Source organism: Sphingobium sp. CECT 9361 (genome assembly GCF_918741285.1).
Classification (GTDB): Bacteria; Pseudomonadota; Alphaproteobacteria; order Sphingomonadales; family Sphingomonadaceae; genus Sphingobium.
This window is the reverse complement of the sequence record NZ_CAKKNC010000003.1, coordinates 102,070-126,355: the sequence shown is the minus strand read 5'-3', so window position 1 is coordinate 126,355 and position 24,286 is coordinate 102,070. Positions and strand designations below refer to the sequence as shown.

At 60.2% G+C, this 24,286-nt stretch carries 30 protein-coding genes; 15 read left to right on the top strand and 15 right to left on the bottom strand.

Annotated features, from left to right (window positions below):
- Nucleotides 1–48: 48 nt before the first annotated feature.
- Nucleotides 49–1,248, bottom strand: a complete 1,200-nt coding sequence (locus tag LQ220_RS07330) for a cardiolipin synthase B (protein ID WP_230187653.1) — start codon at nucleotides 1,246–1,248, stop codon at nucleotides 49–51.
- Nucleotides 1,249–1,389: 141 nt separating this feature from the next.
- On the opposite strand from LQ220_RS07330, the gene rpoZ reads away from it, so the two are divergent.
- On the top strand, nucleotides 1,390–1,734 hold the full coding sequence (gene rpoZ, locus LQ220_RS07325) for a DNA-directed RNA polymerase subunit omega (protein WP_230187652.1): 345 nt from the start codon (nucleotides 1,390–1,392) through the stop codon (nucleotides 1,732–1,734).
- Nucleotides 1,735–1,844: 110 nt separating this feature from the next.
- On the opposite strand, the gene LQ220_RS07320 is transcribed toward rpoZ, so the two are convergent.
- Nucleotides 1,845–2,162, bottom strand: coding sequence for a 2Fe-2S iron-sulfur cluster-binding protein (locus LQ220_RS07320; RefSeq protein ID WP_230187651.1), 318 nt, complete (start codon nucleotides 2,160–2,162; stop codon nucleotides 1,845–1,847).
- Between the two features lie 108 nt (nucleotides 2,163–2,270).
- Between LQ220_RS07320 and LQ220_RS07315 the strand changes: the two genes are divergently transcribed.
- Together LQ220_RS07315 and LQ220_RS07310 are read left to right on the top strand one after the other, a co-directional pair.
- Nucleotides 2,271–2,897, top strand: coding sequence for a DNA-3-methyladenine glycosylase 2 family protein (locus tag LQ220_RS07315; protein WP_230187650.1), 627 nt, complete (start codon nucleotides 2,271–2,273; stop codon nucleotides 2,895–2,897).
- Between the two features lie 69 nt (nucleotides 2,898–2,966).
- Entirely contained in the window at nucleotides 2,967–3,209 is a 243-nt protein-coding gene (locus LQ220_RS07310) for a DUF2188 domain-containing protein (protein WP_354957262.1), read from the top strand.
- A 1-nt stretch (nucleotide 3,210) separates the two neighbouring features.
- On the opposite strand, the gene LQ220_RS07305 is transcribed toward LQ220_RS07310, so the two are convergent.
- Nucleotides 3,211–3,501, bottom strand: a complete 291-nt coding sequence (locus LQ220_RS07305; protein ID WP_230187649.1) for a 4a-hydroxytetrahydrobiopterin dehydratase — start codon at nucleotides 3,499–3,501, stop codon at nucleotides 3,211–3,213.
- Between the two features lie 87 nt (nucleotides 3,502–3,588).
- On the opposite strand from LQ220_RS07305, the gene LQ220_RS07300 reads away from it, so the two are divergent.
- The 3 genes from LQ220_RS07300 to LQ220_RS07290 are packed head-to-tail and all read left to right on the top strand — an operon-like array spanning nucleotide 3,589 to nucleotide 5,242.
- A complete protein-coding gene (locus LQ220_RS07300; RefSeq protein WP_230187788.1) occupies nucleotides 3,589–3,996 on the top strand; it encodes a metallopeptidase family protein in 408 nt (135 codons plus the stop codon).
- Nucleotides 3,993–4,598 carry a heme ABC exporter ATP-binding protein CcmA gene (gene ccmA, locus LQ220_RS07295; protein ID WP_230187648.1) on the top strand — a complete coding sequence of 202 codons (606 nt, stop codon included), beginning with the start codon at nucleotides 3,993–3,995 and terminating at the stop codon, nucleotides 4,596–4,598. Before LQ220_RS07300 ends, ccmA begins: the two co-directional genes overlap by 4 nt.
- Complete coding sequence (locus tag LQ220_RS07290) at nucleotides 4,595–5,242, top strand: heme exporter protein CcmB (protein WP_230187647.1); 648 nt, start codon at nucleotides 4,595–4,597, stop codon at nucleotides 5,240–5,242. The genes ccmA and LQ220_RS07290 overlap by 4 nt, the downstream gene beginning before the upstream one ends.
- Before the next feature lie 7 nt (nucleotides 5,243–5,249).
- Here LQ220_RS07290 and LQ220_RS07285 read toward each other — a convergent pair whose 3' ends face one another.
- The 10 genes from LQ220_RS07285 to coxB all read right to left on the bottom strand — a co-directional run bounded on the left by LQ220_RS07285 (nucleotide 5,250) and on the right by coxB (nucleotide 14,059).
- Nucleotides 5,250–6,119: a class I SAM-dependent methyltransferase gene (locus LQ220_RS07285; protein WP_230187646.1), complete on the bottom strand. Its 870-nt coding sequence runs from the start codon at nucleotides 6,117–6,119 to the stop codon at nucleotides 5,250–5,252.
- Nucleotides 6,116–7,516 carry a threonine synthase gene (gene thrC, locus LQ220_RS07280; protein ID WP_230187787.1) on the bottom strand — a complete coding sequence of 467 codons (1,401 nt, stop codon included), beginning with the start codon at nucleotides 7,514–7,516 and terminating at the stop codon, nucleotides 6,116–6,118. Before thrC ends, LQ220_RS07285 begins: the two co-directional genes overlap by 4 nt.
- Nucleotides 7,517–7,569: 53 nt before the next feature.
- Nucleotides 7,570–8,202, bottom strand: coding sequence for an SURF1 family protein (locus tag LQ220_RS07275; protein ID WP_230187645.1), 633 nt, complete (start codon nucleotides 8,200–8,202; stop codon nucleotides 7,570–7,572).
- A complete protein-coding gene (locus LQ220_RS07270; protein ID WP_230187644.1) occupies nucleotides 8,199–8,579 on the bottom strand; it encodes a DUF983 domain-containing protein in 381 nt (126 codons plus the stop codon). The genes LQ220_RS07275 and LQ220_RS07270 overlap by 4 nt, the downstream gene beginning before the upstream one ends.
- Before the next feature lie 75 nt (nucleotides 8,580–8,654).
- Nucleotides 8,655–9,485 carry a cytochrome c oxidase subunit 3 gene (locus LQ220_RS07265; protein WP_230187643.1) on the bottom strand — a complete coding sequence of 277 codons (831 nt, stop codon included), beginning with the start codon at nucleotides 9,483–9,485 and terminating at the stop codon, nucleotides 8,655–8,657.
- 57 nt (nucleotides 9,486–9,542) lie between these two features.
- A complete protein-coding gene (locus LQ220_RS07260; protein ID WP_230187642.1) occupies nucleotides 9,543–10,112 on the bottom strand; it encodes a cytochrome c oxidase assembly protein in 570 nt (189 codons plus the stop codon).
- Nucleotides 10,112–10,240, bottom strand: a complete 129-nt coding sequence (locus LQ220_RS24880; protein ID WP_281821210.1) for a hypothetical protein — start codon at nucleotides 10,238–10,240, stop codon at nucleotides 10,112–10,114. The genes LQ220_RS07260 and LQ220_RS24880 overlap by 1 nt, the downstream gene beginning before the upstream one ends.
- Nucleotides 10,237–11,136, bottom strand: a complete 900-nt coding sequence (locus LQ220_RS07255; RefSeq protein WP_230187786.1) for a heme o synthase — start codon at nucleotides 11,134–11,136, stop codon at nucleotides 10,237–10,239. Before LQ220_RS07255 ends, LQ220_RS24880 begins: the two co-directional genes overlap by 4 nt.
- A gap of 159 nt (nucleotides 11,137–11,295) precedes the next feature.
- A complete protein-coding gene (gene ctaD / locus LQ220_RS07250; RefSeq protein ID WP_230187641.1) occupies nucleotides 11,296–12,972 on the bottom strand; it encodes a cytochrome c oxidase subunit I in 1,677 nt (558 codons plus the stop codon).
- 19 nt (nucleotides 12,973–12,991) lie between these two features.
- Nucleotides 12,992–14,059, bottom strand: a complete 1,068-nt coding sequence (coxB, locus tag LQ220_RS07245; protein ID WP_230187785.1) for a cytochrome c oxidase subunit II — start codon at nucleotides 14,057–14,059, stop codon at nucleotides 12,992–12,994.
- 240 nt (nucleotides 14,060–14,299) lie between these two features.
- Here coxB and pyrE point away from each other — a divergent pair, with 240 nt between their 5' ends.
- The 6 genes from pyrE (at nucleotide 14,300) to LQ220_RS07215 (ending at nucleotide 20,162) form a co-directional block, all read left to right on the top strand.
- On the top strand, nucleotides 14,300–14,878 hold the full coding sequence (gene pyrE / locus LQ220_RS07240) for an orotate phosphoribosyltransferase (RefSeq protein ID WP_230187640.1): 579 nt from the start codon (nucleotides 14,300–14,302) through the stop codon (nucleotides 14,876–14,878).
- A 26-nt stretch (nucleotides 14,879–14,904) separates the two neighbouring features.
- Nucleotides 14,905–15,957, top strand: a complete 1,053-nt coding sequence (locus tag LQ220_RS07235; protein WP_230187639.1) for a serine hydrolase domain-containing protein — start codon at nucleotides 14,905–14,907, stop codon at nucleotides 15,955–15,957.
- Nucleotides 15,954–16,682: a pyridoxine 5'-phosphate synthase gene (locus LQ220_RS07230; RefSeq protein ID WP_230187638.1), complete on the top strand. Its 729-nt coding sequence runs from the start codon at nucleotides 15,954–15,956 to the stop codon at nucleotides 16,680–16,682. Before LQ220_RS07235 ends, LQ220_RS07230 begins: the two co-directional genes overlap by 4 nt.
- A complete protein-coding gene (acpS, locus tag LQ220_RS07225) occupies nucleotides 16,679–17,080 on the top strand; it encodes a holo-ACP synthase (RefSeq protein ID WP_230187637.1) in 402 nt (133 codons plus the stop codon). The genes LQ220_RS07230 and acpS overlap by 4 nt, the downstream gene beginning before the upstream one ends.
- Before the next feature lie 45 nt (nucleotides 17,081–17,125).
- Nucleotides 17,126–18,052: a signal peptidase I gene (lepB, locus tag LQ220_RS07220; RefSeq protein ID WP_230187636.1), complete on the top strand. Its 927-nt coding sequence runs from the start codon at nucleotides 17,126–17,128 to the stop codon at nucleotides 18,050–18,052.
- A gap of 661 nt (nucleotides 18,053–18,713) precedes the next feature.
- The gene (locus LQ220_RS07215; RefSeq protein WP_230187635.1) at nucleotides 18,714–20,162 is read left to right on the top strand and encodes a radical SAM protein; all 1,449 of its coding nucleotides are present in this window, start codon (nucleotides 18,714–18,716) and stop codon (nucleotides 20,160–20,162) included.
- A 236-nt stretch (nucleotides 20,163–20,398) separates the two neighbouring features.
- On the opposite strand, the gene LQ220_RS07210 is transcribed toward LQ220_RS07215, so the two are convergent.
- Nucleotides 20,399–21,487: an anhydro-N-acetylmuramic acid kinase gene (locus LQ220_RS07210; protein ID WP_230187784.1), complete on the bottom strand. Its 1,089-nt coding sequence runs from the start codon at nucleotides 21,485–21,487 to the stop codon at nucleotides 20,399–20,401.
- A 40-nt stretch (nucleotides 21,488–21,527) separates the two neighbouring features.
- On the opposite strand from LQ220_RS07210, the gene tyrS reads away from it, so the two are divergent.
- The 3 genes from tyrS (at nucleotide 21,528) to LQ220_RS07195 (ending at nucleotide 23,576) form a co-directional block, all read left to right on the top strand.
- Nucleotides 21,528–22,745 carry a tyrosine--tRNA ligase gene (gene tyrS, locus LQ220_RS07205; RefSeq protein WP_230187634.1) on the top strand — a complete coding sequence of 406 codons (1,218 nt, stop codon included), beginning with the start codon at nucleotides 21,528–21,530 and terminating at the stop codon, nucleotides 22,743–22,745.
- Between the two features lie 92 nt (nucleotides 22,746–22,837).
- Nucleotides 22,838–23,176 (top strand): PilZ domain-containing protein, encoded by a 339-nt coding sequence (locus tag LQ220_RS07200; RefSeq protein WP_230187633.1) that lies wholly within the window; start codon nucleotides 22,838–22,840, stop codon nucleotides 23,174–23,176.
- Between the two features lie 46 nt (nucleotides 23,177–23,222).
- Entirely contained in the window at nucleotides 23,223–23,576 is a 354-nt protein-coding gene (locus LQ220_RS07195) for a hypothetical protein (protein WP_230187632.1), read from the top strand.
- A gap of 9 nt (nucleotides 23,577–23,585) precedes the next feature.
- Here LQ220_RS07195 and LQ220_RS07190 read toward each other — a convergent pair whose 3' ends face one another.
- Nucleotides 23,586–24,218, bottom strand: a complete 633-nt coding sequence (locus tag LQ220_RS07190) for a peptidylprolyl isomerase (protein ID WP_230187631.1) — start codon at nucleotides 24,216–24,218, stop codon at nucleotides 23,586–23,588.
- Nucleotides 24,219–24,286 lie beyond the last annotated feature (68 nt).

The window sequence follows — 24,286 nt, the reverse complement described above, 5'->3', positions numbered from 1 at the left end:
AGTCGTTCGTCCGGGAGCCTCTCAGGACGAACGACTTACGGGGCAGTCTTAGTCCGCGTTCGGATCGCGGAAATTGAGGCCGCGCGTCACGGTATAATCCATCACCCCGACGAGCAGATAGCTGATCCAGCCTTTAAGCAATGTCAGCGGCCCTCGTCGCGCTCTATGGACTTCCGGCGTGATATGTTCGCTCTCCGCCTGCCGCCGGTCGATCATCGCCCGCACCTGCGCTGCAAAAGCGGCGTCTTCGATGCGCAGCATAAGTTCCAGGTTGAGGAACAGGCTGCGCATGTCGAAATTGGCGGAGCCGATATAGACGGTATTGTCGATGACAACGAGTTTCATATGAAGCTTGCAGGGCAGATATTCGTAAATGCCGATGCCTCGCTTGAGCAGCGGCCCGTATAGAAGCCTGGACGCAGCAATTGTTGCGCCGTTGTCGGACTTCGCGGGTAAAATGATACGGGCGCCATCGCGGCGCGCGAGCCGTTTGATCCGCCGCAACATGCCCTGCCCCGGCGAAAAATAGGCTTCGATCATGTCGAGGCGGCGACCAAGATCAAGATCACGCTTCAAAACTTGCGCCCATGGCGACAAGCGCCGCGTCGGGCCACCAATCAGCCATTGGAACGGCGCTTCAGGCGATGCCCCGGCCCGCAATCTCCGACGCCGCACGAGCGCGCGCAACAGACGGAAACTCTGCTTCCGACTGGCGGTCCAGCGCCACAGTTCACTGTACCATCGCACCATGTGCGCAACCTGCGGCCCTTCCAACGACAATCCCAGATCGCGCCAGCAGTCTTTCCCGTTACAAAAATAGGCGTCACCGACATTAAACCCGCCGATAAGCACCCGGGTATCGTCGGCTATGGCCAGTTTTTGATGATTGCGGATGAGGTAGCGGGTGGAACGGCGCGCACCGAACCAGCCGAAATGTCCGCCGGCCTTTACCAACGCATCGAAGAAGCCGGGGCGCGCACTGGCTCCACCAAACGCATCGACCATCAGCGTTACCTTTACGCCGCGTTCCAGCGCCGCGATCAGCCGTCCCAGCACCAATTGGCCACTCGCATCGCTTTCAAAAATATAATAACATAGCTTCAGGCTGGTATGCGCGCTCTCGATCAAATCGAGCAGAGCCGCCTGTAAATCCGGTCCGTCCTCGATAACCGCAACATGATTGCCTTCCAGCGTACATGCCGCCTGATGGTCGGCTTGGGGATTCATCCTTGCGCTTGTGGCGTCCATCGGCATTTCATGCGCTGTTTTCAGGGCCGTTGCCATAGGCTTGCCGAACTTTTGACCCCAAAGCGCAGTTTCATTGACTTGTTTGCCGGTCGCTGCTAGCGGTTCCGCCTTCCAATAAGATCAACAGATTCAGGAGGCCCGATGGCCCGCGTTACTGTCGAAGATTGCGTCGACAAGGTTACCAACCGTTTCGACCTCGTCCTGCTCGCCGCCCAGCGCGCGCGGGAAATTTCCGGCGGTGCCGAATTGACCGTCGACCGCGACCGGGACAAGAACCCCGTAGTAGCCTTGCGCGAGATCGCGGACGAGACCGTCTTGCCGCATGAATTGCATGATTCGCTGATCGGCAGCCTGCAGAAGGTTCAGATCGACGACGACGATACGCCAGACGAAATCGGTTCGCTGTCGCAATCGGCCGAGGCGTTGCGTCTCACCGCCGCTGCGCCGCCGCGTAACCAGAATATCGGCGGCGATTACGACGGCTGAACCAGCCGCGTCCAACTGCATCGGAGAGGATGCAAAAAGCCCGCCTGCGACACCGTCGCAGGCGGGCTTTTTATTGATCGGTCACGTCGCCTAGCAACAAGGTTCCGAAATCAATCTTCAGGCGCGATCGTTACTTTGAGGCCTTCCAGCGCATCTGTCAGGACAATCTGGCAGGACAAGCGACTGGTTTCGTTACGATGATCGGAACTGTCGAGCAGATCGTCTTCGTCTTCGCTCAGCGCAGGCAACGCTGCCTCAAATGCCGGATCGACATATACATGGCATGTCGCACAGGAGCAGCATCCACCGCAGAGCGCCAGCAGCTCGTCAAACCCGTTGTCGCGGATGACTTCCATCACGGACAGGCCCGTATCGCCTTCAACGGACTTCTCTTCGCCCGCACGGTTGACCACAATCAGCTTCGGCATATACGCACTCCCTAAAGTCTTGCAGCGCCTATTGCGGTTGGCAGCAAGGAAATCAAGGCTCACACGCATTTTTGATGCGCACCGGGCGAAGATTGGGAAAGTTAATCCGTGGTATCCAGCCCCGAGCAAATACGTGAAAGTCTGGACGCGCTGGCGACCATAGAACCTGGTTTTGCCGCCGCGCTCGGTCGGGTCGGATATCCGCAGCCACGCGGCCGCGAGCCGGGCTATGAAACCTTGCTGCGGACCATCGTCGGCCAGCAGGTAAGCGTCGCGGCTGCCGCGTCGGTCTGGAACAAGCTGGAGTCGGAACTGGGCGTGGGCTGCGCACCCGAAATATTGTTGTCGCGCGACTATGACGCCTTACGCGCCTGCGGAATGTCTCGCCAAAAGCAAAGCTATGCCCGCAGCTTGGCCGAACTGGTACTAGCCGGCACGCTGGACTTGAGTGCATTGCCTGAGGATGACGAGGAGGCCATTGCCCACCTGATTTTGGTGAAGGGTATCGGGCGATGGTCGGCCGAGATTTACCTGCTGTTTGCAGAGGGGCGGCCCGACATTTGGCCCGCAGGCGACCTGGCCGTACAGATTGAGATCGGGCGTATATTGGGCTGGCCCGAACGCCCGAGCGAAAAAATGGTTCGGGAGGTTGCAGAGCGCTGGCGCCCGCATCGCGGTGCGGCAGCCATCATGGCGTGGCACCACTATAACACGAAAATGGACGTGCTGGGCTGACACACCGCCCCCCTTGCCGTTCCAGCGGGACGCACCACCTTTAAGAACAAGCTAGAAACAAAAGGTGCCATGATGACTTTGCCCCCCGCCCGATACATCGTTATGAATCATGACGGCGAATGGAAGATCAATCTCGACAATCGCTATTATGGGCCGTTCAGGACGAAAGAGATCGCAGTGGAAATGGCGATCGAGACGGCAAAAAAAGCCGATGCCGCCGGTTATCCTGCTTCTGCTCTTTTGATGGCGGACGCGTCGTTCGAACCGCTGTGGGCCAGCGCCCCCAAAGCCGATGAGCAGAAGACCGATTAGCTTAAGCCAGTAGCGCATTGATCTGCTTGGCCAGATCGATGTCTCTTTGGGACAGTCCGCCCGCATCATGGGTCGTCAGCAAGATATCGACCCGATTATAGACATTCGACCATTCAGGGTGATGGTCCGCTTTTTCGGCAAGGATTGCGACGCGCGTCATGAAACCGAAGGCGTCTACAAAGCTGCCAAAGGAAATGCTGCGCGATATGCCATCAGGTTCCGCAACTGTGGTCCATTCCGGCAAGTCGTTGAGTGCAATGGCGCGTAGGGTATCGTCCAGTTTTTCGACCATATCGTAAAGCATCCTGTTTCGGGAATGCGCCCGACCCCTGTATCGAGGGATATGGCGCGAAGGGATATACTGTCCTATGTCGCAGCGATGAAGGATCAAGGTCAACAGGCTAGCTTTGCGCCCGATGCGGCGCATATAGAGACGCTTGCCCGTGCGGCCCTATCGCGCCTGCCCTCACCCTTTACCGAACATCTCTCGAACGTTGTTCTGTTTGTCGAAGATTTTGCTGATGAACAGATATTGATGGAAATGGAGATAGACGATCCTTTCGCATTGACCGGTCTATATTCCGGCCGACCGATCGGCGACGCCGAACAGACCGGCGATCTTCCCCCGGCCATTCACCTGTATCGCCGACCGTTGCTTGATGAGTGGGTGGAGACAGGTGTATCGCTGGAAGCGCTCATTGCGCACGTCGTTGTGCACGAAGTCGGACATCATTTCGGATTGTCGGATGAGGATATGCACAATCTCGAAGAGATGGTCACGGCATGAGCATCGCGGCGCTTAGCCTGTCCAACGTTGCCTGCCTGCGCGGCGGGAGAATGCTTCTGACCGGCGTGACTGTGGCTCTGGGTCCGGGGGACAGCGCCGTGTTGCGTGGCCCCAACGGCACCGGCAAGTCGAGCCTCATCCGCGCCGTAGCGGGCTTGCTGCCCGTTTTTTCGGGTACCATCAGCCATGAGGGAACGATGGCGCTCAGCGACGAATCGCTCGCGCTCGATACGCAAGCAACCTTGGCGCGTGCCTTGGCCTTCTGGGCGAAGATAGACGGCGTAGACGAGCGAGCGGTACACGACGCACTGGCTGCGCTTGACATGACACGGCTTACTGACGTCCCAGTGCATATGCTCTCCACGGGCCAGCGCAAGCGGGCAGTGCTGGCGCGCGTTGTGATCAGCGGCGCCCCCATTTGGCTGCTGGACGAACCCACCAATGGGCTGGATACCGCCTCTGTCGAAATGTTGGGCGAACTGATGGCGACACATTTGGCTGCAGGCGGGATCATCCTGGCGGCCTCACATCAGGCGCTGCCTTTGCCGGGTGCGCAAGACATCGACATTGCCGCCTATCGGCCAATCGAGACGGAGGCATGAGCGCCCTGCCCCGCCTGATTGCACGCGATACCGCGCTGGCGTGGAAATCCGGCGGGCTATGGTTGCCCGTTGCGTTTCTGCTGCTCGTCGCTGCGCTATTCCCATTTGCCGTAGGACCGAACGCGGCGGTGCTGGCCAGAACCGGTGGCGGTATGCTGTGGATTGCCGCCCTCCTAGCGAGCCTGCTCCCGGTGGACAGGCTCGTCGCGCCCGATCGTGATGGCGGCGTTCTCGATCAACTCGTCTTACGCGGCATAGGCGATGAAAGCATCGCGCTCACAAAGCTCATTGCCCACTGGATAGGCTTCGGTCCCCCGCTCATGGTCGCCGTCCTTCCTGCCGCTGCTCTGCTCAAGCTGGATGGCGCGACGATACTGACGCTGGAGGTCGGATTACTTCTCGGCACACCTGCCTTGGCCGCGTTGGGCTTGCTGGTGAGTGCCCTAACGTCCGGTCTTCGGTCCAGCGGCGCCCTTGCCGGATTGCTGGCCCTGCCGCTCGCTGTACCCTTGCTTATCTTCGGCGCGGGATCGTTAGGGGATCAAAGCGGCAGCGCGCTTAAGCTACTCGCGGCCTGCTCACTTCTGCTCGTGGGTATCACACCCTTTGCCGCCGGGGCCGCGATGCGCGCGGGGCGAGAGTGACGGCCGCCTAGAGCGACCAGCGCGCCCAAATCGCCGTAGGAAGTGCCAGTCCGCGCGCTTCTTCTCGAACGGCCAGCTCTCCTGCCTCCACCTTCCCGGGCAAATCCGAGAACGCCTGATTGAGCAATTCCTTCAGCGCCAATGCGGACATCCGAACAGCATATACCGTCAGGAACAGAAAACGGCTGTCGGCGTCGAGCAACTGGCGGCAATCAGCGATCAGCTTCGGCAAATCCTCTTCCAGACGCCAGACTTCGCCATCAGGGCCGCGTCCATATTTAGGTGGATCGAGCAGGATGCCGTCATAGCGGCGCCCGCGACGGACTTCCCGCGCCGTAAATTTGGCCGCATCGTCTACGATCCAGCGGATCGGCTTGTCCGCCATTCCCGATAGTTCGGCATTCATCCGCCCCGCCGACACGGATTTCTTGGAGGCATCGACGTGCACCATCTGCGCACCGGCTGAGGCCATGGCGAGCGTGCCTACTCCAGTATAACCGAACAGGTTCATCACCTGTGGCTCCGCTTTGTCGGCGACCCGTTCGCGCATCCACGTCCAGACCGGCGCCATGTCGGGAAAGAAGCCTAGATGCCGAAACGGGGTGCAGCTTGCCTGAAACGTCACATCGTCCCAGCTTAGCGGCCAGCCATCCTTCGGCACCGGCTTTTCATAGTACCAGCGACCGCCGCCTTCATCATCCGAGCCGGGGATGAATTCGCCATCGGCTGTCCAATCCGCAGTGGCGGGCGCCCACATTGCCTGCGGCTCCGGACGGATGAAGCGATAGCTACCGTAACGCTCAAGTTTACGCCCATCACCCGAGTCCAGCAGGCCGTAGTCGGCCCATGGCTCACCGATCAGCGTATCGAGCGTCATGCCCGTGGGGTCGCGTGGTCCGCGACATAGGCCGTGATCGCCTCGAACGTTCCGGGCAGCTTGCTATAGGCTTCCTCACGATCGAACAGGCTGCCTACACGCGCAGGCAGCGGCGGACGTGTTCCGGTGGCACGCTCGACCGCATCGCTGAACTTGGCCGGATGCGCGGTCGCCAATGTCACGACGGGGATCGTCGGATCGAGATCGTCAGCGCGTGCAGCCGCCAGACCGACCGCCGTGTGCGGATCGATGATCTGCGCCGCCCCTTCATAGGCCCAGCGCATCGCTAGCCCCATGCCTTCGGCGTCGACACGTGCGGACCGGAACAACGCCGATGCACCTTCGCGCTGCGCATTGGTGAGGCGCATGGCGCGACTCGCTTCGAAACCCGCCATTTGCTCGGCCAGCGCTACGCCGTTGCGGCCGCCTGCATCGAACAGCAACCGCTCGAAATTGGAACTGACCTGAATGTCCATGCTCGGCGTTGCGGTGGGTACGACGGTGCCTTGGCTGTAGTCGCCATCGGCAAGAGCGCGATGGAGAATGTCGTTGACATTGGTGGCGACGATGAGGCGCGCGACGGGCAAGCCCATCTTCGCTGCGGCATAGCCTGCGAACACGTCACCGAAATTGCCAGTAGGCACCGCAAAGGCAACCGGACGCTCGGGCGCACCCAGACGAACGGCGGAATAGAAATAATACACGATCTGCGCCATCAGCCGTGCCCAGTTGATGCTGTTCACCGCCGACAAATTGAAGCGGGTGGAAAACTCCGTGTCGTTGAACATCCGCTTCACCAGCGCCTGCGCATCGTCGAAGCTGCCGGAAATGGCGATATTGTGGACGTTGGGTGCTCGCACGGTCGTCATCTGGCGGCGTTGCACGTCGGACACGCGGCCTTCGGGATGGAGCATGAAGATGTCGATCTTGTCACGCCCTGCCACGGCATCGATCGCCGCGGATCCGGTATCGCCGGATGTCGCGCCGACGATGGTCAAATGATCGTCGCGACGGGACAGGAAACGCTCGAACAGTTGCCCAAGCAATTGTAGCGCCACGTCCTTGAAAGCCAGCGTGGGGCCGTGGAACAGCTCCAGCAGCCAGTGGCGATGATCCAGTTGTACCAGCGGCGTGATCGCCTGATGGCTGAAACGACCATATGCCTTTGTACAAAGGTCACGCAGTTCGTCTTCCGTCAGCGAACCCGCGACGAACGGCGCCATCACCTTCACCGCCGTTTCGACGTAGGACAGCCCGGCGAGCGCCGCGATATCGGCGTGCGAAAACTGTGGCCATGCCTCCGGCACATAGAGACCGCCATCGGACGCGAGGCCCGCCAGCGTCACATCTTCGAAACCCAGCGCTTTCGCGCGCCCCCTGGTGCTGACATATTGCATAGTGGTTGGCGCGGTAGCGGCCACAGCCCGCCAGGGCAAGGCTTTAGCCGTCGTCAGAGCGTTGCAGGCGCCAATCGCTTCCGAACTGCAATGCCATAGATGATCAGCGCGACACCCGCGAACAGGAACCATTGCACCGCATAGGCAAGATGATTGTTGGGAATATCCTCTACATGCGGTGGCACTGCTGGCTTAAGATCCGGTGCCGGCGCTCGTGCGATAAGCATCGGGCGCAGCGGCATTGAGTGACCAAAGGCGCGCGAAAGCAGCGAACGATGGTCAGGCTCTTGCGATATCCAGCCTTCGACTCGCCCTCCCGACCATTGCGGCTTGGCATCGATCTTCGGCGACACCCCGACATTGATCAAAGCCCCCGGCCCTTCGGCACCCGTCGCGCACTCGGCAATGAGGCGATAGCCGGTAGTGCCATCCGCGGCACGCCCCGCTTCCCGACGCCAGCCGACAACGCGCAGGCACTGGACCGAAGATTTGCGGAACATCAGTTCCGGATCGACCGGCGGCAGCTTGGGAAAAGCGACGGAAGGTTTTGCAGGATTGGCGCGAAGGATCGCAATCGCCGCCTCCTTCTCATCCCTGCGTTGCAATTGCCACACACCCAGGCCGATCATCGTCACAACCGCAAGGAGCACGATAATCGTGGGGATCAGAGGCAGGCGACGGATCATGGCTTGGTTTCCGCCGGGACGATTTTACCGTCGCGCGCCTTGTTACGATATTCGAGGATCAGCAGAGCGCCCTTAGCAACACGGAGCGATCCCATAACCGCTGCGATGATCAGAGGCGTCCACAAAACGAGGTGCAGCCAAAGCGGCGGATGCACCTTGAACTCCAACACAAGTGCCAGCGCCAGGATGACGCCACCGACAATCATGGTCAGAAAGGCCGCCGGACCGTCGCCCACGTTGAATTGCGCGTAATCCAGACCGCACGCTGGGCAATTCGGTGCAAAGCGGATGGGCCCAGCGAAAAGGGTCTGCGCCCCGCATTGCGGACACAGACCCTTTGCCGATTGGATCAACAGATGCGGGTCCGATGTGGGCATGGCCCGGTGTCTCCGCTTCTCTGGTTTCCGGCTCTCCCGATCACCGGGAGAGCATCTGTATCATGTTAGGCCAGCTTATCCTGCGTGGATGGGAGCACCCCAGCCACCCCAGACATATACGGCGACGAAGAGGAACAGCCACACGACGTCGACGAAGTGCCAGTACCATGCAGCCGCTTCAAACCCGAAGTGCTGACGCGGCGTGAAATCGCCCTTATATGCGCGGATCTGGCACACGATCAGGAAGATCGTACCGACCAGAACGTGGAAACCGTGGAAACCGGTCGCCATGTAGAAGCCCGAGCTATAGGGCGTTCCGCCGAAGGCAAACGGTGCATGCGCATATTCATACGCCTGAATGCTGGAGAACAGCATGCCCAAGATGATCGTTGCCCACAGACCTTTTTTCAGGCCATCGCGATCACCATGGATCAGCGAATGGTGCGCCCAGGTTACGGTCGTACCCGAACACAGCAGAATCAGCGTGTTGAGCAGCGGCAATTCGAAGGCATTCATGACTTCGATGCCCTTCGACGGGAACATTCCGTCGATCGGCGCAAGAGCCGAGGGGAACAGCGAAAAGTCGAAGAACGCCCAGAACCAGCCCACAAAGAACATGACTTCCGAGGCGATGAACAGGATCATGCCGTAACGCAGATGAAGCTGAACGACCGGCGTATGATCGCCAGCATGCGCCTCCGCGATCACTTTCGACCACCAGCTATACATCGTGTACAGCACACCGGCCAAACCCATCAGGAAAATCCAGCCACCATGTGCCGGCATCGAATCGGGGTGCATCCACGACACGGCACCGAATGCCATGACGAGTGCCGACATCGACCCGAGGAACGGCACGATGTCCGGCGGGAGAATATGGTAATCGTGGTTCTTGGCGCCTGCCATCGTATCATCTTCCCTGTTGCTTGCGGCCATGTCGGCGATGGGCTGCTTAAAAATCCCTTAGCTTGGCTTTTTCCCGTTCTCAACCGGGTAGAAGGTGTAGCTTAAGGTTATTTCCTGCACGTCCTTGTTATCGGGATCGTTCAGGATCTTCGGGTCCACATAATAGAGGACCGGCATTCGGACTTCCTGCCCCGGCTGCAGCGTTTGCTGCGTGAAACAGAAGCACTGAATTTTCGTGAAATACGCACCCGCCTGCGTCGGCGTCACGTTGAAGGTCGCTGTGCCGGTTATCGGCTTGTCCGACAGATTCTTCGCAATGAATATCTGCATGTCGCGTGCGCCGACCGTAACCGTGTCGGTCTTCTGCTCCGGATAGAATTTCCAGGGCAGACTGGGTGAAACATTGGAATCGAAGCGAATCGACATCGTGTGGCCCACGGCCTTGGTAACCGCAACGTCAGCCGAGGCGCGCTGCGTGGTGCCGCCAAAGCCCGTCCGTTCGCAGAACATCCGGTACAGAGGCACGGACGCGAAACCCAGCGTCAACATTCCAGCCGCGACGATAGCCATCACTATCATCGTGCGACGGTTGCGATCGACAAGAGTGTGATGCGGGGCCGTCGCCATTACTGCGCGCCCAGTTTCACGATGGTAATCGCGTAGAAAAGCAGGACCAGCCCACCCAAAATCAGACCTGTCACGATAGCACGCGACTTCTGTCGGGCGCGTATTTCCTTCTGTTCTTCAGGCGTCATGCGAATACCCAACGATCGACGACCAGCGCGCCGAATAAGAGGAACAGATACAGGATCGAGAATTTGAACAACCGCTTTTCAGGCAGCATCTTGGCTGGATCGCTTTCGCGGCGGTGCCCGACGTGAAACGCCATGACGGCAAAAATCGCGGTGCAAAGGAATGCGACCGTGCCGTAGATCGGTCCGGTGAGGCGCAACAGCACGGGAGCCATCGCTGCCGCAGCCATGATCGCAGTGTAAAACCAGATTTGCCGCCGCGTTGAGACTTCGCCTTCCACCACAGGCAGCATGGGGATTCCCGCATTCTGGTAATCCATCTTTACGAACAGCGCGAGCGCCCAGAAATGTGGCGGCGTCCAGAAGAAGATGAGGGCAAACAGCGCAATCGGCAAAGCGGTAACATCACCCGTCACAGCGGCCCAGCCGATAACCGGCGGGAAAGCACCTGCGGCACCACCGATCACAATATTCTGCACGGTGCGCGGCTTTAGCCAAGCGGTGTAGACGACGACATAGAACAGGATCGATCCGGCAAGAATGCCAGCAGCGAGCCAGTTGGTCGCAAGCCCCATCAGCACGACGGAGAACACCGACAAGCCAACGCCGAAATGCAAGGCCGATTGGCGGTCCATGCGTCCGGCCGGAAGCGGGCGCTTGGCGGTGCGCTTCATCATGCCGTCGATGTCGGCTTCATACCACTGGTTGAGCGCGCCTGCTGCCCCCGCTCCTACGGCGATGCACAGGATCGCCGTGAACGCGATAACCGGATGAATATTGCCCGGCGCTGCCAGCAAACCACATAGTGCAGTGAATACGACCAAGGTCATCACGCGCGGCTTGGTGAGTGCCAGAAAATCGCGCCAGTGCGCAGGCACGGCAACGCTCGAACCGATCATCGGCACTGCATTGCTACCCGTCAGGTCTATCGGCGAACTGGCCATCTGTTCCTCATACGTCACCCCGACACAAGGCCGGGGTCCAAAGTCCAGGCATTTGCCCAGACTGACGGTGCCCCAGCATTTGCCGGGACACCGTTCATTCGATCATCAAAGCCGTCAATCGATCGTCGGTACGGTTTCGAACTGATGGAAGGGCGGCGGGCTGGACAAGGTCCATTCCAGCGTCGTTGCGCCTTCGCCCCAAGGATTGTCCCCAGCCTTCTTGCCCGCAGCGAGCGACCAGATCAGGTTGACGAAGAAGAAGCCCATACCGACGACCATGATTTCATAGCCATGGCTGGCGATCTTGTTCCAATAAGCAAAGGCTTCGGGATAATCGGGGTAGCGACGCGGCATACCCGACAGGCCCAGGAAGTGCATCGGGAAGAACAGGACGTTCACGCCGATGAAGAAGACCCAGAAGTGAAGCTGACCCAGGACTTCGTTGTACATCTTCCCCGACATTTTCGGGAACCAGTAATAGAAGCCAGCGAAGAGGCCGAACACGGCGCCCAGCGACAGCACATAATGGAAGTGGGCCACGACGTAGTAGGTGTCGTGCATCACGTCATCGACGCCGCCATTGGCAAGGACCACACCGGTCACACCGCCGACGGTGAACATGAAGATGAAGCCGAGCGACCAGACCATGGGGGTCTTGAAGCTCATCGAGCCACCCCACATCGTCGCAATCCACGAGAAAATCTTGATGCCGGTCGGCACCGCAATCACCATCGTTGCGGCCGTGAAGTACATCTTGACGTTGACCGACATGCCGGTCGTGAACATGTGGTGCGCCCACACAACGAATCCGACAGCACCGATCGCGACCATGGCATAAGCCATGCCGAGATACCCGAAGACTGGCTTACGGCTGAAGGTCGAGACGATCTGGCTGACGATGCCGAAGCCGGGCAAGATCATGATGTACACTTCGGGATGGCCGAAGAACCAGAAGAGATGCTGATACAGTTCCGGATCACCACCACCGGCTGCGTCGTAGAACGTCGTACCGAAGTTACGATCGGTCAGCAGCATGGTGATTGCAGCAGCCAGAACCGGAAGTGCGAGAAGTAACAGGAATGCGGTAACCAGCACCGACCATACGAACAGCGGCATCTTGTGCAGGGTCATCCCCGGCGCGCGCATGTTGAAGATGGTTGTGATGAAGTTGATCGCACCCAGGATCGAACTGGCGCCAGCGATGTGCAGCGACAGGATCGCAAGATCGACGGCCGGACCAGCAGAACCGCTCGTGGAGAGCGGCGCATAAACCGTCCAGCCCGTGCCAGCGCCATTACCCGTGCCACCCGGAACGAAGGTCGAACCCAGAAGCAGCAGGAATGCAGGCACCAGCAGCCAGAACGAAATGTTGTTCATGCGCGGGAACGCCATGTCGGGCGCGCCGATCATGATGGGGACGAACCAGTTGCCGAAGCCACCAATCATCGCAGGCATGACCATGAAGAACACCATGATAAGGCCGTGCGCTGTGATCAGCACGTTCCAAAGATGGTAGGCCTGATCCAGCGTCGCCTGATCACCTGACATCATCGATGCCCAGCCCTGAAGATACTGAACGCCCGGCTGCGCCAGTTCTGCGCGCATCAGGCCTGAAATGGCACCGCCGATGATCCCCGCGATAATCGCGAAGATCAGGTAGAGGGTACCGATATCCTTGTGGTTGGTAGACATGAACCAGCGCGCGAAAAATGCCGGCTTGTGATCGGCATGATCGTCGTGGTGTGCGTGAGATCCGGAAAAATCATCCGGGGTTGCGGTAACGGTTGTCATGACGTGCGGACCCCTTGCATCAAATCTTGGCAGGCGCGGCTGCGGGCGCAGCGGCAGGCGCACCTTCCGGCGGCCCCGGTAGAACGCTGCCCTGCTGCGGACCCGACGCTCCTGCCGGTGCGGCGGTAGCACCGGCCAGCTTGCCGCCCTGCGACAGAACCCATTGGTCGAACTCTGCAGGTGGCAGCGCTTCTATAGCGATCGGCATGAAACCGTGGCGTGCACCGCAAAGCTCCGAGCACTGCCCGTAGTAAACACCTGGCTTATCGATGGTGAAGCTCTTCTCATTCAAACGACCCGGCACCGCATCCATCTTCACCCAAAGCGAAGGAACTGCGAAGCTGTGGATCACATCCGAACCGGTGATGATCAGCTTGATCGGGCGACCGGCGGGGAGAACGAGGCGATTATCTACCGCAAGCAAATTGGGCTCACCATTTGCCAGCGCCTTTTCAGGCGACAGGATATTCGAAACGAATTCAGGAATACCGGCATCGGGATATTCGTAACCCCAATACCACTGATATCCCGTCACCTTCACGGTCAACGCATCCTTGGGCGCTGGCTTATACTGGTCGGCAAGCAGGCCGATCGAGGGCACCGCAATTGCCAGCAGGATGACGACCGGAAGGACTGTCCACAGCACTTCGATCGTGGTGTTGTGGGCCGTTTTCGAAGGAACGGGGTTTGCCGACTGGCGATAGCGGAACATGACCCAGAGCATCAGCAACAACACGAACACCGAGATGATCACGATGATCGGAAGCAGCATGATGTCGTGGAGCCAGCGCGCCTGACGACCTGTCGAAGTGAACTGCTCTTGCAGCGTGTATTCGCCCGGCTTCGGCATACCGATGCCCAAGGTCGGCTTCATGCGCGGCGGAGCGGCAACGGTTGCTGCGGCAGGCGCAGCGTCCGTTGCGTTCGCAGCTTCGGCTGCGTTTCCGGCAGCCGCCGAATCAGCGGGCGTCGCTGCAGCAGTTGCTGCAGGCGCGGCAACCGCGTTGTCCTGAGCCAATGCCGAATGCCCCAAAACCGGCGCAAACGCCAGCAATCCTGCAAGTACGACCGATTTCACCATCTTCATAAGCGTCTCGACACCCTGTAACCCCTGACAGCCGACCACCCTCCAGACATAGGGTCCGGGAAGGTCTTGCTCGGGGCGGCTTATAGGCATGGTTATTCCACGCCTCAAGCACCTATAAGCTGATTTTCTTCGCTGTTGCAACGCGGCCTTTCGCCCCCTATCTGCCAGCGCGAGACTGAGGGGGCACAGCAGACCGGAAAAGGTCGCAGCGATAGCCCGCGCCAAAGGGACAAAGCGCAGATGACCGACGAAGAAGTGCTGGCCGAATTCAGGGCGGCAGGAGCGTTGCTGGAAGGGCATTTCGTTTTGTCCTCCGGCAAGCACAGCGGCAATTACCTTCAGTGCGCGCGGGTTCTGATGAACCCGGAACGCGCCGGCATGCTGGCGCGAGCGCTGGTGCAGACATTGCCCCGCGAGCTTCGCAACGAGATTGACGTGGTGGTGTCGCCTGCAATGGGTGGCGTGATCATCGGGCATGAAGTCGGTCGCGCGCTGGCGGTGGATGCTATGTTCCTTGAACGCCCGACTGGCACTTTCGAATTCCGGCGCGGTTTCGCACTAAAACCGGGGCAGAAGGTGCTGATGGTCGAGGATGTCGTGACGACCGGCCTTTCCTCGCGTCAGGCGATGGAAGCCGTGACGGCCGATGGCGGAGTCGTGATCGCTGAAGCTGCACTGGTCGACCGTTCGGCGGGCGCAGCCGATCTGGGCGTTCCCTTCTATCCCTTGGTCAGCATCAACTTCCCGGTATATGATGCCGACACGCTGCCGCCCGAACTGGCAGCAATCCCCACCACCAAGCCCGGCAGTCGGAAGTAGCGATAGAAGTGCGGCGCGGGCGTCTCTTGCTCCTGCTCCTTGGCTTAGGCCTCGCGCTTCCGAGAGCCGCGTCAGCGGATGTACCGATCGACAAAGCGATCAGCCGCATTGCTGCCGACGCCCAATTCGATGGCTGGGTGCTGGTCGCGGATCGCAACCGCATACTGAGCGAACAGGGCGCAGGGACGATTGGCCCCCTCGCACCGGATGAGCGTTTTACCGCCACGCAGATATGGCCGTGGGCGTCCGTCACAAAGCAAGTCGTGGCCACGATGGTCATGCAGCAAGTGGCTGAGGGCAGGATCGACCTGGATCGGAACGCTGCCGACTATCTGCCCGCCCTCGCTGGCCCCATAGCGCCGCCGACCGTGCGACAATTGCTCCAGCATCGCGCAGGGCTGCGCAATCCCGATGACTCGCCGAAGGATGCGCGGGGGACGCCGTCCTTTTACTGGGGTGGGCCCACGGGGCTGGACTGGTGCCTTGGCGGACGCGCTGCGGCGGGTGGCGATTGGCGCTATAATAATTGCGATTACATCGTGCTGGGCGCTTTGCTGGAAAAGGTGGCGGGCACGCCGTTCGATACGCTTTTCCGGCAAAAGATCGCGCGGCCTGTAAAACTGCGCAGCGCAGCCATGCTGGAGGGCAAGGCCGTGGCGGACATGGTCCCGGCGGCGCCCGCTTATGTCACGGCCCTCCCCCGCTATGGCAGCGCCGGTGCATTGGCGGGAACGGCACGCGACATGCTGGCGTTCGACCGAGCGCTTCTGAACGGCAAGCTCCTGCCTGCCAAGGCGCGCGATACGCTGTGGGCGGGCGATCCGGCCTTGGGCTATATGGCGTTGGGGCAATGGGTCTTCTCCGTTCCCGTCAAAGGGTGCAAGGTGCCGGTGCGCATCGTCGAGCGGCGCGGCGGGATCGGCGACTTCCAGGTGCGCAATCTGATTCTGCCGGATCTGGGACTGTTCGTGATCGCCTTCACGAATCGCGAGACGTTCAATTTCGGCGAGATATGGACAGGCAAAGGCTTTTCGCACGACCTGCTGCAACAGGTCGCCTGCACGGAGACACGGAAATGAGTGATTATCTGCGGCTGGGCGTCAATATCGATCATGTGGCGACCATCCGGAATGCCCGCGGCGGGGCACATCCCGATCCGGTGAAGGCTGCATTGATGGCCGTCGAGGCTGGCGCGGACGGCATTACCGCACATCTGCGCGAAGACCGGCGCCATATCCGCGATGAGGACATCAGCGCGCTGATGGCGGCGCTGACCGTGCCGCTCAATCTGGAGATGGCAGCGACGCAGGAGATGCTCGACATAGCCTTGCGCCACAAACCCCATGCCGCCTGCATCGTGCCGGAAAAGCGCGAGGAACGGACCACCGAAGGCGGGCTGGACGCTGCGGGGCAGTTCGATACGCTCGCGCCGGTCATAAATGCGCTGAACGCAGCAGGCATCCGCGTCAGCCTGTTCATCGAGGCGGACGCTGCGCAGATCGACGCCGCCATCCGGTTGAAAGCGCCGGTCGTCGAGTTCCACACCGGGCGGTACGCGCATGTCGAGGGGCAGGAGCGCGCCGACGAATTGCGCCGGATCGCCGACGCGGCTGCGCTGGCGATGAAGAACGGGATCGAACCCCATGCGGGGCATGGACTGACATATGACAATGTGGGGCCGATTGCCGCCATCCCCCAGATCGCCGAACTCAACATCGGCCATTTCCTGATCGGCGAAGCAATCTTCGATGGGCTGGCCGCCAGCATCCGCGAAATGCGGCGGCATATGGACGCTGCGCGATGATCATCGGTCTCGGCTCCGATCTCTGCAATATCGAGCGGATACAGCAGTCTATCGACCGGTTCGGCGAACGGTTCGAGCAGCGCGTGTTCACCGACATAGAACGGGCCAAGGCCGCGCGGCGTCCGTTCACCAAGGCTGGCACTCTGGCGAAGCGGTTTGCCGCGAAGGAAGCCTTCTCCAAAGCCGTTGGAACCGGGTTCAAGGCTGGCGTGTTCATGCGCGATATCGGGGTGGTCAATGGGCCGTCCGGCGCGCCTACCCTCCACCTGACGGGCGGCGCGCAGACGCGGCTCCTTTCGCTCATTCCCGACGGCCACCGGCCCGTCATTCATCTGACGCTCACGGACGATCATCCATGGGCGCAGGCGTTTGTAATTATCGAAGCCTTGCCCCAATAAGGGCGACAGACAAGACCCGCGCGACACATAGCTCAAGGGACGCAGATGACGGCAGCGCATATGGATGCGGGGAACGACTCCGGTCAGACACTGGACTTCGATCCGGCACCCAGCCACGAAGGACAGGGTTCCGGCCCCGAAGACGGCACACCAGTGCGCCATCGGGTGGACTGGTGGCAGGAGTTCAAGAGCATCTTCGTGCTGATCGCCGCGGTGCTGGCGTTCCACAGTTTCGTTGCCAAGCCTTTCTATATCCCTTCTGAGTCGATGATGCCGGTGCTGCTGACCGGCGACCGGCTGGTGGTGAGCAAATATCCCTTTGGCTGGTCCTATGTGTCGCCCAGCTTTCATCCGTTGCCTTTCATCAAGGGTCGCATTTTCGGTCGGTTACCCGAACGCGGCGACATCGTGATCGTCACGCCGCAGGCGCGCAAAGAGGACTATATCAAGCGCGTCATCGGCTTGCCCGGAGACATCCTTGAGGTGCGCGACGGCATCGTCATCCTGAACGGCATACCTGTGCCACAGAAATGGATCCCGCCGCTGCGCATCCCCGTCGATGCTAATGCCCCCTGCCCGCCCGACCAATTCCCCGGCGCACTGGTGGAGGATCGTGACGGCAAAAGCTGGTGCGAGTTGCCGGTGAAGCAGGAGACGCTGCCCAACGGCAAGACGTACAAGATCATCGACGTGGGATCGCGTTCGCTCGACTGGTATGGGCCGGTGCGTATTCCCGCCGATCATGTGTTCCTGATGGGCGACAATCGCGACAACAGCGCGGACAGCCGTGCGACTCTGGAGGAAAAGGGTCTGGGCGGTCCGGTGCCTTGGGAAGCCATTGGCGGGCGCGCGGAGTTCATCACTTTCTCGCTGGACGGCACGGCCAGTCTCAATCCCCTGAGCTGGATCACCGCCCTGCGCAGCGGGCGGGCCGGCAACAGCCTGCGTCCGGCGACCGCGACCCCCGAATAAGCCGCCGCGTTTTTCGCGGAAAGCCTCAAAGGCCTCACTACGTCACCCCCCAGTTGCATCCTTTGGCTCAGTCGATGGACGCTGCAATGGGGTGAGGAAAGTGCGCGCAGAGTAACCTGAACATACGGGCCAGCCGGTCCCCCGCGGTCGCGTGCAGCTTTGGGGCGCTGCTTCCCCGCGTTCTCATACCCGCTGCGTAATAACCTCAGCATCAATGCCGCCCTATGCCACCCGGCTGGTCGACCCGAAGGGCCGAGGGGTTTCAAGGCATGGACGTGCCTGCAGGGCGTTGGCCCGGAGTATGGGTCGGGTGTAGCGGAGACGAGGGCGTGTAGGACAGGGGAAATTGGTGGGGATGGAGATGAGGAGAGGCGAGAAGCGACCATTCTTGGTAGCTCCGCCAGATCATCCGCTTTCCTGAAACCGGTCACTCACGCCGATGGCAAGTCGAAGGGTGAATGACTTAATTTGGTAGGGAACGGTCAGTCAGCTATTGGCGTGGCGTGGGGAAGGCGGCGTTTATGCAGGCCGTCCTTCGGATCGAAGGCCATTCCCCGTGCAATATCAGTTTCGTCCTTTCGGCGACCCCACCGGATCGGCCCATCCTCGTCCTATAATGAATTGGCATGCGGTCGACACGACGCGCGATAAGGGGAACGCCGTGACGATCCATCAAGAGACCATGGAGCCTGCCGAAGCCGGTTGTATCGACGCCTCGACGGCCGCCTATCAAGCGATAGACATGATGTTGAGTATTATGTCGGACGGTCTCGACCATCCAGAGCTATGGTCTCTGGTGCCAGCAATCGTCGGCGAGAACCCGGTCGTTCCTCAAGCGCTGCAGCAACGTTCCGTAACCGAGAAAAGCGTTCGACTGCGCGTGCAAATGCTGCTTGGGCTGTCGATCGCCGCAGGTGGTTCGCCACGCGACGCGCTCGATGCCCTCATGCCACTTAGTGCCGGTGAAAGTCAGAATGTCCAAGTTCAGGGTGTACTGTTCTACCTGGAGGGGCTGGCAGACCCTACAAACCCGAAATATCAGCTGACGGGAAAGGTCTGCTTAAGGCCTTTCATTGAGCTCGACGTACTCGAAGGCACGACGCATCTTTGCTGCGCCAGCTGGCTACCCACCTCGACTGGTAATCTTGCCCATACACCTTGGCGCGACATCTGGAATGGGGATGCGGCCCAAGCCATTCGAAGCAGCATGCTCGATGGATCTTATCGCTATTGCAACAAGCGCACCTGCCCAACGATCCAGAGCAGCCAGTTCTTGTCGGTTGAGGAACTCGAAGCGGATCCCAAATGGAGTGACATCGTAACGAGCAGCGAAACGATTATGCCACGCGGTCCGGAAGTGCTGAACCTTTCCTATGACCGGACGTGCAACCTCTCCTGCCCTAGCTGTCGAAGCTCGACCTATGCCGCTGACGAACAGACGCGGATCAACTTCGACGTAATGCAGCAGAACGAGATTCTGCCCCTGCTCAAAAACGCCAAGACCGTATATGTAACCGGATCGGGCGATCCGTTCGCGAGCAAGAACTTCCGGCGCCTGATGGAGCAGTTGGACGCGAAGGAGTATCCGGACCTGAGGTTCATCATCATGACCAACGGAATGTTGCTTACGCCGCGACAGTGGGCGGCCTTCCCCAGCCTCCACAAGCGGGTGGAATCCCTTCGTATAAGTCTCGATGCCGCGACCGGTCCAACCCATGAAAGCCTCCGTCGCGGTGCGCGTTGGCCAGTTATGGAGCAGAACTTGAAGTTTGCAGGGCAATTGCTGAACGACGGACTTATCGAAGATTTCATGATCACGTTCACCGTTCAGTCCGAGAATTATCGTGAAATGGGAGATGCTGTAGATCTGGCCCATCAGGTGGGTGCGAGCCATGTCTATTTCGGCCGAATGACAAATTGGGGCACATTCACGGCCGAGCAATATAAGCAAAAGGCCGTCTTTGTTCCGGGGCATCCGGAGCACGAAGACTTCGTTGCCGCGTGTTGCGATCCTCGCCTTAAGGACTCAATCGTTTGCCCGAGCGATCTTGACGAGTTTTTCAAAAGCTCGGCCACGCATGACACGGATACCAACGCACTTGCTGCCTGAATCCAACGAAAGCTAGCCAGCAGACCTGCGGATTCCCCGACCGCAAACTACTGACTCGCCTTACACCCGGAGCGTCATTTGTGCATCGACAGGTTCCGGATTAGCGAAGTGCCAATCGCCGGTTATCTGTCCAAAAGCTGGCCGATTGAAAACCACCCATAATCGTCATTTCCGCGAAAGCTGGGGTCTCATGCGGCAGCGAGGGGACGATTGGGGAGAGGCGCAATGCACCTCCCTCAATCCACGTCGAACAATTCTCCGCCCGTCATCGGTTCCGGCACTCCCGTTGTCCCAGGAAAACTGATCGGCAGATCCTTCAGGCTGCGAACGGCCATATAGGCGAATCCTTCCGCTTCAATCGCATCGCCGTTCCACCCCAGGCCGTCGACCGATTCCACCGCCACCCCCGTCACTTCGCCCAGCATCCGCATCAGCGTGGCGTTGTGGCGACCGCCGCCTGCGACATATAACGCCGTCGGGCGTGCGGGGAGTTGGCGCAGGGCGAGTTCCACCGAATGGGCGGTAAAGGCGGTCAGCGTCGCTGCGCCGTCCGCCAGCGACAAGCCTCGCACCGGCTGCAATGTGAAATCTTCCCGGTCGATGCTCTTGGGCGGGGGCATGTCGAAAAAGGGATGATCCAGCATCGCCGTCAGCACCGTCTGATCGACGCGCCCGGCGGCGGCGGTTGCGCCATCTTCGTCGAACGGTTTGCCGCCTTCCATTTGCATCCAGTTGTCGATCAGGCCGCTCGCCATGCCGGTGTCGAACGCCACCAGCGATCCATCCGCGCCGATATAAGTGATGTTCGCCACCCCGCCCAGATTGAGCACTGCCACCGGCTTGTCGAGATCGGCGGCCAATGCGCGATGATAGACGGGCAAGAGTGGCGCGCCCTGCCCGCCTGCCTCCACATCCGCGCTGCGCAGATCAGCGACCACGGGAATCCCGAATGCCCCGGCCAGCCCGTCCGCGTCGCCGATCTGCCATGTCCAGCCCCGATCCGGCTTGTGCGCCACCGTGTGCCCATGGAAGCCGATGACATCGACGTTCTGTGCCTGCCACCCGGCGCGCGCCAGCAGGTCGGACACGGCCTCTACATGGGCCTGTGTCAATTCCGTTTCCACCGAATCGATCAGCGGCTCGAACGTCGGTTCGTCCATCGTCATCGCCCGTGCGCAGACCTCGGCCAGCCGGACGCGAAACCCTTCGCTATAGGCTGTGCCGTGAAAGGCGAGCGGCTCGACCAGCCCTTCGCCGTCGGTGCGGATCAATGCCGCGTCGATCCCGTCGCGCGACGTGCCGGACATCAGCCCAATTGCAACCATGCTACCCAAGCGCCATTCTCCATGCTAAGCGCGCCGCGCTATGAGCCAGTACACATCCGATCTTCTCCGCTTACTCGACACACGCGGTTACATCCACCAGCTAACCGATGCGTCGGGCCTCGATGCGCTTGCGGTCAAGGAAATCGTACCCGGCTATATCGGGTTCGATCCTACGGCACCGTCGCTGCATGTCGGCAGTCTGGTCCAGATCATGATGCTGCGCCGTCTACAACAGGCGGGGCACAAACCCATCGTGCTGATGGGCGGCGGCACGGGCAAGATTGGCGATCCCAGCTTCAAGGACGAAGCCCGCAAGCTGCTGACGACCGATACGATCGCGTCCAACGTCGCGAGTATCAAGCGCGTGTTCGAGAAGTTCCTGACCTTTGGCGACGGTCCGTCCGACGCCGTGATGGTGGACAATGCCGATTGGCTCGACAAGCTGGAATATATCCCGTTCCTGCGCGACATCGGTCAGCATTTCTCGGTAAACCGGATGCTCAGCTTCGATTCGGTCAAGACCCGGCTGGATCGCGAGCAGTCGCTTTCCTTCCTCGAATTTAACTACATGATCCTTCAGGCTTACGACTTTCTGGAGCTGTCGCGGCGCTCGGCGTGCCGTTTGCAGATGGGCGGATCGGATCAGTGGGGCAATATCGTCAACGGCATAGAACTGTCGCGCCGGGTTGACGGGACGCAGGTCTATGGCCTCACCACCCCGCTCATCACCACGGCGGATGGCGGCAAGATGGGCAAGACAATGAACGGCGCGGTGTGGCTGAATGCCGATGCGCTGCCTGCTTATGATTACTGGCAATTCTGGCGGAATACGCAGGATGCCGATGTCGGCCGCTTCCTGCGCCTGTTCACCGATCTGCCGCTCGATGAGATCGCGCGCCTCGAATCGCTAGAAGGCGCGGAGATCAACGACGCGAAGAAAATCCTGGCGGACGCAGCGACTACGATGGCGCACGGTTTGGAAGCAGCCGCCTCCGCCGCGCAAACCGCCCGCAAGACGTTCGAAGAAGGCGCTAGCGACGCCAACCTGCCGACCGTCGCACTGGTGGAAGGCGCGTTGACGGTCACGCAGGCCAATGTCGCGCTGGGCTTTGCCTCGTCCAACAAGGAGGCGCGTCGCAAGCTCGCCGAGGGTGCCATTCGCGTCAACGGCGATGTCGTGACCGATCCTGCGCATCCGTTGCAGCCGGGTGACAAGGTCAGCTTCGGCGCAAAAAAGCACGGCCTTGTAATCGCTTGATTTCCTAACGCGCGATTAACCACGAACATTCACATCGCGTCAGCATCGCTACCCCTATCATGCTAACAAGGCATTGAAAAAAGGGGCATAATGTGAACAGATCGCCGCGGACTGCAAAGGCGTCCGCGCCCGCCGAAGCTCGGCGGGCGCGTCGAGATCTGGTGGATTTCGGAGCCCCTGCAACCAACGCATCGGGTATTCACGACATCAGGATCGTCAACATTTCCCCGCTTGGCCTGATGGGCCGCGTCCCCACCACTCTGGTCGCTGGCGAACGGCTGATGTTCGATCTTCCCCATGTGCGGCGCGTCGAATCGGTGGTGCGCTGGGTGGAGGATGGTCGCATAGGCGTAGAATTCGTGCGGGCCATTCCGGCCGATCATTATGCCATGATGCTCGCGTTCATGCCGCAGCGTAAGACACGCTGGTAAAGTCACCGGGCCATTGACCGGACACGCCATCGGACTACAACGCGCCATGGCCAAAGCTGATCGTCTCGAACGTCTCGACACCCGCCGCGAGGAACTGGAAGCAGAGTATCGCGAAACGCTGATCGCGGCGCTTGAGAAAACTGCAGGTGGAAGCTGGGGTCTGTTCGACCACCGGCAGGACAAGGCCGCGCGTGCGGCCATCACCCCGGTCATCGAAACCCTTGATGAGATCGGGCAGACGGTGGATTCCATGCGCGAACAACTTGGCATGGCCCCGTTCACGCTGCACCGCGATTTCATGGCGGATCGTGGCCCGGTCAAATCGAGCGCCGTGGGCGAGCCCAAACAGGCGCAGGCTTGGCTGGAGAAATTGAAAGCGTCCGGCAAGTACGACGGCTAATGCTGAACCTCAGGGCGTTGGCTTCACCCTACGCGCGGTCAGGATCGTCACCACGGGACTGAGCATCTGCCCCTTCATCACGCCTTCCCCTTCGGTCGGAGAAGTGGGTGCGACCAGTATCTTCCGCACGACATCCATTCCCTCGACAACAGTTCCAAACGCGGCAAACCCGGCAATATCGCCTTCTCCGCCTGGCTGCGCATCCATCGATGGCATAGGCCCGAGCGTGATGAAGAAATCCCCGTTCGCGCTGCCAGGCGCATAGCGCGCCATAGAAATAGTGCCGACATCGTGGGTCAGACCCGTGACGTTGGTCGGTTCATGCGCGATGGGCGGCAGGACACGCTTGGGATCGTTACGCGTACCGCCCTGAACGAAGCCCAGATTGGGCCAGCCCGCCACTTTCAAAGCCCGATAAAACGCCGTCCCGTCGAGCCGCTTCTCGTCCACATAGCGCAGGAAATTGGCGGTGGTGATGGGCGCGCGGACCGCATCCAGCGCCAGTACGATGGCGCCCTCGCCCGTTTCCATGCGCACCAATTGCCGCGTTTCCACCGCAACGGGATTCGCCGATTCCACTTGCGCAGCGGCAGCCGGCGCCACCAGTAAAAAGGCCCATATACCAAGAATGAAGCGGATCATGCGCTCACCTTACCCAAAAGTAGGATAGATTGCCCTAAACTTATGTCGTTAACCTTCTGCAAAACTAT

Excerpts from the sequence above, each read along its gene's own strand:
- LQ220_RS07255 (WP_230187786.1), bottom strand. The coding sequence starts at position 11,136 with ATGATCGGTTCGAGCGTTGCCGTGCCTGCGCACTGGCGCGATTTTCTG.
- LQ220_RS07305 (WP_230187649.1), bottom strand. The coding sequence starts at position 3,501 with ATGGTCGAAAAACTGGACGATACCCTACGCGCCATTGCACTCAACGAC.
- LQ220_RS07260 (WP_230187642.1), bottom strand. The coding sequence starts at position 10,112 with ATGGCGACGGCCCCGCATCACACTCTTGTCGATCGCAACCGTCGCACG.
- LQ220_RS07285 (WP_230187646.1), bottom strand. The coding sequence starts at position 6,119 with ATGACGCTCGATACGCTGATCGGTGAGCCATGGGCCGACTACGGCCTG.
- LQ220_RS24880 (WP_281821210.1), bottom strand. The coding sequence starts at position 10,240 with ATGACGCCTGAAGAACAGAAGGAAATACGCGCCCGACAGAAGTCGCGT.
- LQ220_RS07190 (WP_230187631.1), bottom strand. The coding sequence starts at position 24,218 with ATGATCCGCTTCATTCTTGGTATATGGGCCTTTTTACTGGTGGCGCCG.
- LQ220_RS07320 (WP_230187651.1), bottom strand. The coding sequence starts at position 2,162 with ATGCCGAAGCTGATTGTGGTCAACCGTGCGGGCGAAGAGAAGTCCGTT.
- LQ220_RS07330 (WP_230187653.1), bottom strand. The coding sequence starts at position 1,248 with ATGGACGCCACAAGCGCAAGGATGAATCCCCAAGCCGACCATCAGGCG.
- rpoZ (WP_230187652.1), top strand. The coding sequence starts at position 1,390 with ATGGCCCGCGTTACTGTCGAAGATTGCGTCGACAAGGTTACCAACCGT.
- LQ220_RS07230 (WP_230187638.1), top strand. The coding sequence starts at position 15,954 with ATGAGTGATTATCTGCGGCTGGGCGTCAATATCGATCATGTGGCGACC.
- tyrS (WP_230187634.1), top strand. The coding sequence starts at position 21,528 with ATGAGCCAGTACACATCCGATCTTCTCCGCTTACTCGACACACGCGGT.
- acpS (WP_230187637.1), top strand. The coding sequence starts at position 16,679 with ATGATCATCGGTCTCGGCTCCGATCTCTGCAATATCGAGCGGATACAG.
- LQ220_RS07310 (WP_354957262.1), top strand. The coding sequence starts at position 2,967 with ATGATGACTTTGCCCCCCGCCCGATACATCGTTATGAATCATGACGGC.
- LQ220_RS07300 (WP_230187788.1), top strand. The coding sequence starts at position 3,589 with ATGAAGGATCAAGGTCAACAGGCTAGCTTTGCGCCCGATGCGGCGCAT.
- thrC (WP_230187787.1), bottom strand. The coding sequence starts at position 7,516 with ATGCAATATGTCAGCACCAGGGGGCGCGCGAAAGCGCTGGGTTTCGAA.
- pyrE (WP_230187640.1), top strand. The coding sequence starts at position 14,300 with ATGACCGACGAAGAAGTGCTGGCCGAATTCAGGGCGGCAGGAGCGTTG.
- ccmA (WP_230187648.1), top strand. The coding sequence starts at position 3,993 with ATGAGCATCGCGGCGCTTAGCCTGTCCAACGTTGCCTGCCTGCGCGGC.
- LQ220_RS07265 (WP_230187643.1), bottom strand. The coding sequence starts at position 9,485 with ATGGCAGGCGCCAAGAACCACGATTACCATATTCTCCCGCCGGACATC.
- LQ220_RS07275 (WP_230187645.1), bottom strand. The coding sequence starts at position 8,202 with ATGATCCGTCGCCTGCCTCTGATCCCCACGATTATCGTGCTCCTTGCG.
- ctaD (WP_230187641.1), bottom strand. The coding sequence starts at position 12,972 with ATGACAACCGTTACCGCAACCCCGGATGATTTTTCCGGATCTCACGCA.
- LQ220_RS07195 (WP_230187632.1), top strand. The coding sequence starts at position 23,223 with ATGGCCAAAGCTGATCGTCTCGAACGTCTCGACACCCGCCGCGAGGAA.
- LQ220_RS07270 (WP_230187644.1), bottom strand. The coding sequence starts at position 8,579 with ATGCCCACATCGGACCCGCATCTGTTGATCCAATCGGCAAAGGGTCTG.
- coxB (WP_230187785.1), bottom strand. The coding sequence starts at position 14,059 with ATGAAGATGGTGAAATCGGTCGTACTTGCAGGATTGCTGGCGTTTGCG.
- LQ220_RS07290 (WP_230187647.1), top strand. The coding sequence starts at position 4,595 with ATGAGCGCCCTGCCCCGCCTGATTGCACGCGATACCGCGCTGGCGTGG.
- LQ220_RS07210 (WP_230187784.1), bottom strand. The coding sequence starts at position 21,487 with ATGGTTGCAATTGGGCTGATGTCCGGCACGTCGCGCGACGGGATCGAC.
- lepB (WP_230187636.1), top strand. The coding sequence starts at position 17,126 with ATGACGGCAGCGCATATGGATGCGGGGAACGACTCCGGTCAGACACTG.